6 protein-coding genes and 1 pseudogene are annotated in these 4170 nt (G+C 68.9%); 1 reads left to right on the top strand and 6 read right to left on the bottom strand.

Annotated elements, in window-relative coordinates; translation table 11 throughout:
* Positions 1-938 (top strand): class I SAM-dependent methyltransferase (locus tag SFU54_RS04880; RefSeq protein ID WP_319015177.1); only part of this gene is annotated, 938 nt, incomplete at its 5' end.
* Here the strand turns inward: SFU54_RS04880 and SFU54_RS04875 are convergent.
* The 6 genes and pseudogenes from SFU54_RS04875 to SFU54_RS04850 all read right to left on the bottom strand — a co-directional run.
* Positions 935-1654 (bottom strand): DUF4190 domain-containing protein, encoded by a 720-nt coding sequence (locus SFU54_RS04875; RefSeq protein ID WP_319015176.1) that lies wholly within the window; start codon positions 1652-1654, stop codon positions 935-937. The genes SFU54_RS04880 and SFU54_RS04875 overlap by 4 nt on opposite strands.
* Before the next feature lie 35 nt (positions 1655-1689).
* Positions 1690-1929: a DUF4190 domain-containing protein gene (locus SFU54_RS04870; protein ID WP_319015175.1), complete on the bottom strand. Its 240-nt coding sequence runs from the start codon at positions 1927-1929 to the stop codon at positions 1690-1692.
* 108 nt (positions 1930-2037) lie between these two features.
* Positions 2038-2337: a DUF4190 domain-containing protein gene (locus SFU54_RS04865; protein ID WP_319015174.1), complete on the bottom strand. Its 300-nt coding sequence runs from the start codon at positions 2335-2337 to the stop codon at positions 2038-2040.
* A 109-nt stretch (positions 2338-2446) separates the two neighbouring features.
* Entirely contained in the window at positions 2447-3502 is a 1056-nt protein-coding gene (tsaD, locus tag SFU54_RS04860) for a tRNA (adenosine(37)-N6)-threonylcarbamoyltransferase complex transferase subunit TsaD (protein ID WP_319015173.1), read from the bottom strand.
* Entirely contained in the window at positions 3499-3957 is a 459-nt protein-coding gene (gene rimI / locus SFU54_RS04855) for a ribosomal protein S18-alanine N-acetyltransferase (protein ID WP_319015172.1), read from the bottom strand. The genes tsaD and rimI overlap by 4 nt, the downstream gene beginning before the upstream one ends.
* Positions 3957-4170 (bottom strand): annotated as a pseudogene (locus SFU54_RS04850) (tRNA (adenosine(37)-N6)-threonylcarbamoyltransferase complex dimerization subunit type 1 TsaB); the annotation flags it as partial. The pseudogene SFU54_RS04850 and the gene rimI, both read right to left, overlap by 1 nt.

The following is a 4170-nucleotide window of genomic DNA, read 5'->3' as shown; positions in this document are numbered from 1 at the left end:
CACGGCTGCGGGTCGCCGCGCTGCACGCCGGCCGCTTCGCCGCGGCCGGGCTCACGCGCGTGGCCGACCTCGGCTGCGGTATCGGCGGTGACGCCATGGCCCTCGCGGCTCTCGACCTGAGTGTCACGGCCGTGGAGCGCGATGAAGCCACCGCGGCCATCGCCGCCTACAACCTCATGCCGTTCGCGAGCGCCCACGTCGTGCACGGCGACGCGCTCGACCAGTCACTCGACGAGGTCGACGGTGTGTGGCTCGACCCCGCGCGCCGGGCCGGTGCCACGCGCCTCAGCGCGCCCGAGGACTGGTCGCCGAGCCTCACCGCTGCTCTCGCAATCGCCAACCGACTGCCCACGGGAATCAAGCTCGGCCCCGGCATGGACCGCGCGCTGCTTCCCGACGGACTCGAAGCGCAGTGGATCTCAGCCGATGGCGAGGTCGTCGAACTTGTGTTGTGGAGCGGAACTCTCGCGCGCCCCGGCGTCGGCCGAGCCGCGCTTGTGCTGCGCGGCGACGAGCCCCCTGCCGAGCTCCGTGCCGAGGCCGATAGCGACGACGTCGAGGTGGGCGCCCTCGGCGACTACGTGTATGAACCCGACGGAGCCGTCATTCGCGCGCGCCTCATCGGCGATCTCGCCCGCAGCATGGGGGGCCGGATGCTCGACCCCACAATCGCCTACATCACGTGCGACACCCCGAGCCCGACGCCGTTCGCGCGCGGGTTTCGCGTGCTCGAACGCCTGCCCCTCGCCGTGCCGGTTCTCAAGCGCGCGCTTGCTGCGCGCGACATCGGCACTCTCGAGATCAAGAAGCGCGGCGTCGACATCGACCCCGCAACCCTGCGACCCAAGCTTGCGCTCCGAGGTTCGCACTCAGCGGTGCTGCTGCTCACGCGCATTGCGGGCGAGCGAGCAGCACTCATCGCCGAACGCTGCGACTAGCCGCCGAATCCGCCGGCGGAGCCAATCAACAGCCACGGCAGAATCGACACGGCGATGAGCGCCAGCCCCAAGAGAAGGGACAGCGCAACGCCGGCGTAGCCGGTCGACAGACCCGCAATCGCCATGCCTCGCGCGTGCGGCTCGCGCTTGAGCGCGATGTGCCCCAAGATGACGCCCGCGAGGGCCGGCAAGAAACCGAAAGCGAAGAGCGAGAGCACCAAGCCGAGAATGCCAAAGACGAGCGCGAGCACGCTGAGCGTCGAGGGCGGCGCGGTCGGAATTGAGCTGTAGGGGTTAGCGGGCACGACGGCCCGAGCGGCAGCCGGGGCAGCCGCGGCCGGCGCATACGGGTTGGGGCGGTCGGCCGCCGCGGGCGGCGGAGTCACGATGGGGGCCGGCTCGACGGCGGCAGGCGCCGTGGCGGGAGCCTTCGTTGCGGGAGCCTTCGTGGCCGACTTGGTGGCAGCCGGCTTGGCGGCAGCAGGAGCCTTCGTGGCGGCAGGCTTGGTGGCCGCGGGCTTGGCGGCCGTAGCGGGAGCCTTCGTTGCCGGGGCCTTCGCGGCAGCAGCGGGCTTCGCCGCAGCGGCAGGCTTAGCGGCGGCAGGCTTGCGCGTGGCCGGCTTCGCGGCTGCCGTGTCGAGGGACGGAAGCGGAGCATCCGCAGCGCCCTGACCGGGCGCGGGAGCGGGGGGCGGAGGAAGCGTCGAATCGGCCACGGGAGTCTCCTTGAACGGTGGTGAAGGGATAACGGTTACAGCGCGAGAGTACCGAGCGTTGCCAAGTACACGCCCCAAAAGGCGAACCACAAGATTGTTCCGACCCACCCGATGATGGTGGCGGCGAGCGCCATGCCTCGACCCGACTCGCCCGTTTGGGCAATCTGGCGAAGGGTGATGTGGCCCAGCACAGCACCGGCGATCGGAACGAGAATCGCGAGAATCAGGGCAACCGGGGCTAGGCGGTTTGAGCTGCGAGTGGCTGACTCGGTCATGGGCGCACACCGTTCGGGTCGAGTGGTGGGTGGGTAACTGCTTCGCACATGATAGAGGCCCGCACCCGGGGTTTGTCCGGGTGCGGGCCTCTTCGTCAGCGCTGAGGCCTAGTAGCTGTAGCTACCCGTTGATCCGAGGATCAGGAACGGCAAGAAGATCGAGACAACAACAGCGATGAAGCCGACCACGAGGCCGAGGTAGCCGAGCACGAGGCCCGCGATCGCGAGACCGCGACCGTTCTCACCGGTCTTCTTGATCTGGCCCAAGGCGATGTGGCCACAGATGACCGCGCCGAGCGAGATGAAGAACGCGAGCACGAGCGAGACGATCGCGAGCGTGTTGGTCTTGGGGCCCGTGGCTGCCGCGGCGTACGGCGTGGCGGCGGGGGGAGGGGTGACGTCAGACATGAATGTACTCCTGCAGAAAAGTGACGGTGGCAGCCCGAATGGGCTCACGCCATGGTCGCAGTGTGATTCCCGAGTGTCAACGCGACGCGTCGCGGTGCGTCATGAGCAGCTAGGCCTGAATCTGGGTGACCGGAAGCGTCGAATCGGCGCTCACGTCGAGCGGAGACGGCGAATGCCCCGCCATGATGAGTTGTGCCGCGAGCGCGGCGATCATCGCGCCGTTGTCGGTGCACAGCGACAGCGGCGGGATGCGCAGCTCAACTCCGGCAGCAGCGCAGCGCTCCGCGGCGAGCGCCCGCACCCGTGTGTTCGCTGCGACTCCCCCGCCGAGCAACAAGCGCGGCACTCCCAGGTCGGTGCAGGCCGCGATGGCCTTCGCCGTGAGCACATCGGCGACCGCCTCGCGAAATGAGGCGGCGATGTCGGCGGTGGGCACGGTCTCGCCCGCATCCCGAAGCTTTTCGACATGCCGTGCCACCGCGGTCTTGAGCCCGGAGAACGAAAAGTCGTAGCGGTGGTGCTCGAGGTCTTTCGGCAGTGTAAGCCCTCGGGGAAACCGCACGGCGGCCGGGTTGCCCTCGGCGGCCGCTCTGTCGATGTGCGGGCCGCCCGGGTACGGCAGTCCGAGCAAACGGGCCACCTTGTCGAATGCCTCGCCCGCAGCGTCGTCGATGGTCTCGCCGAGCAGCTCAACGTCGCTCGTGAGGTCGCGCACATGCAGCAGCGAGGTGTGCCCGCCCGAGACGAGTAGGGCGATCGTGGGCAGCTCGATGGCGGGCTCACCCTCGGTGCGCAGCACGTCGGCGCCGACGTGACCCACGAGGTGGTTGACAGCGTAGAAGGGCTTATCGAGCGCGACGGCGAGCGCCTTGGCGGCGCCCACTCCGACCATGAGAGCGCCCGCGAGACCCGGTCCGCTCGTGACGGCGATCGCGTCGAGGTCGTCGAGCGTCACGCCCGCCACGGCAAGAGCTTCACGCAGCGCTGGTTCGAGCGCCTCGAGATGAGCACGCGCGGCAACTTCGGGCACGACTCCCCCGAAGCGCGCGTGCTGCTCCATTGACGATGAGATGACGTTCGCGAGCAGCGTCGTGCCGCGCACGATTCCGATGCCCGTTTCGTCGCAACTCGACTCAATGCCCAGCACGAGAGGCTCTGCGGTCATCGCGGCACCTCCCAGCGCATGACGATCGCATCGACATCGTCGGGTTGGTAATACCGGGGCCGAACGGCAATTGCTGCGAATCCGTGGCGCTCATACAGCCGCTGCGCCGTCGGATTGTCGGCGCGCACTTCGAGCAACACGTCGTCGGCTCCGCGCGCAGCGGCCTCGGTGAGCAGCACGTCGAGAAGGCGCGCCCCGATGCCTCTGCCTCGATGCGCCGCATCGACAGCGATCGTTTGCACGTCGGCCTGCTCGACACCGGCGGGTGCGCTCAGGCCCGCGTAGCCAATCACGGTCTCCCCCTCAACCGCCACGATGTAGCGCGTGTGCGGTGCGGCGAGCTCGGCGGCCATCATGTCGCGGCTCCAGGCGTCGGTGAGAAATGTTGAGGTCTCGAGGTGCATGATGGCGTCGAGATCGCTCAGCGCGGCGTCGCGAATGGCGGGCGGATGCACTAGCTCACCCGCTTCGGTGTCGACAGCGTCACATCAGGAGCGCGCAAGTACAGCGGCTGCGGTGCGGCAAAGGGCAACCCCGCGGCGAGCCGAGCGAGTGCCACGTGCGCGAGCGGAACGGCAGGAATCTCGAGCACCTCGTGCGCGGGAACGGCGTCGTCGGGTGTCCACTCCATACGCGCGACGAGGTGCGCGGGCTCGACGACCGTGGGC

The sequence above is a fragment of the Microcella sp. genome (assembly GCF_033763155.1).
Lineage (GTDB): Bacteria > Actinomycetota > Actinomycetes > Actinomycetales > Microbacteriaceae > Microcella.
The sequence above is the reverse complement of the archived record's forward strand: the minus strand, read 5'-3'. Positions and strand labels throughout refer to the sequence as shown.

Coding starts and splice junctions, on each gene's coding strand:
- SFU54_RS04870 (WP_319015175.1), bottom strand. CDS start 1,929: ATGACCGAGTCAGCCACTCGCAGCTCAAACCGCCTAGCCCCGGTTGCC.
- SFU54_RS04865 (WP_319015174.1), bottom strand. CDS start 2,337: ATGTCTGACGTCACCCCTCCCCCCGCCGCCACGCCGTACGCCGCGGCA.
- tsaD (WP_319015173.1), bottom strand. CDS start 3,502: ATGACCGCAGAGCCTCTCGTGCTGGGCATTGAGTCGAGTTGCGACGAA.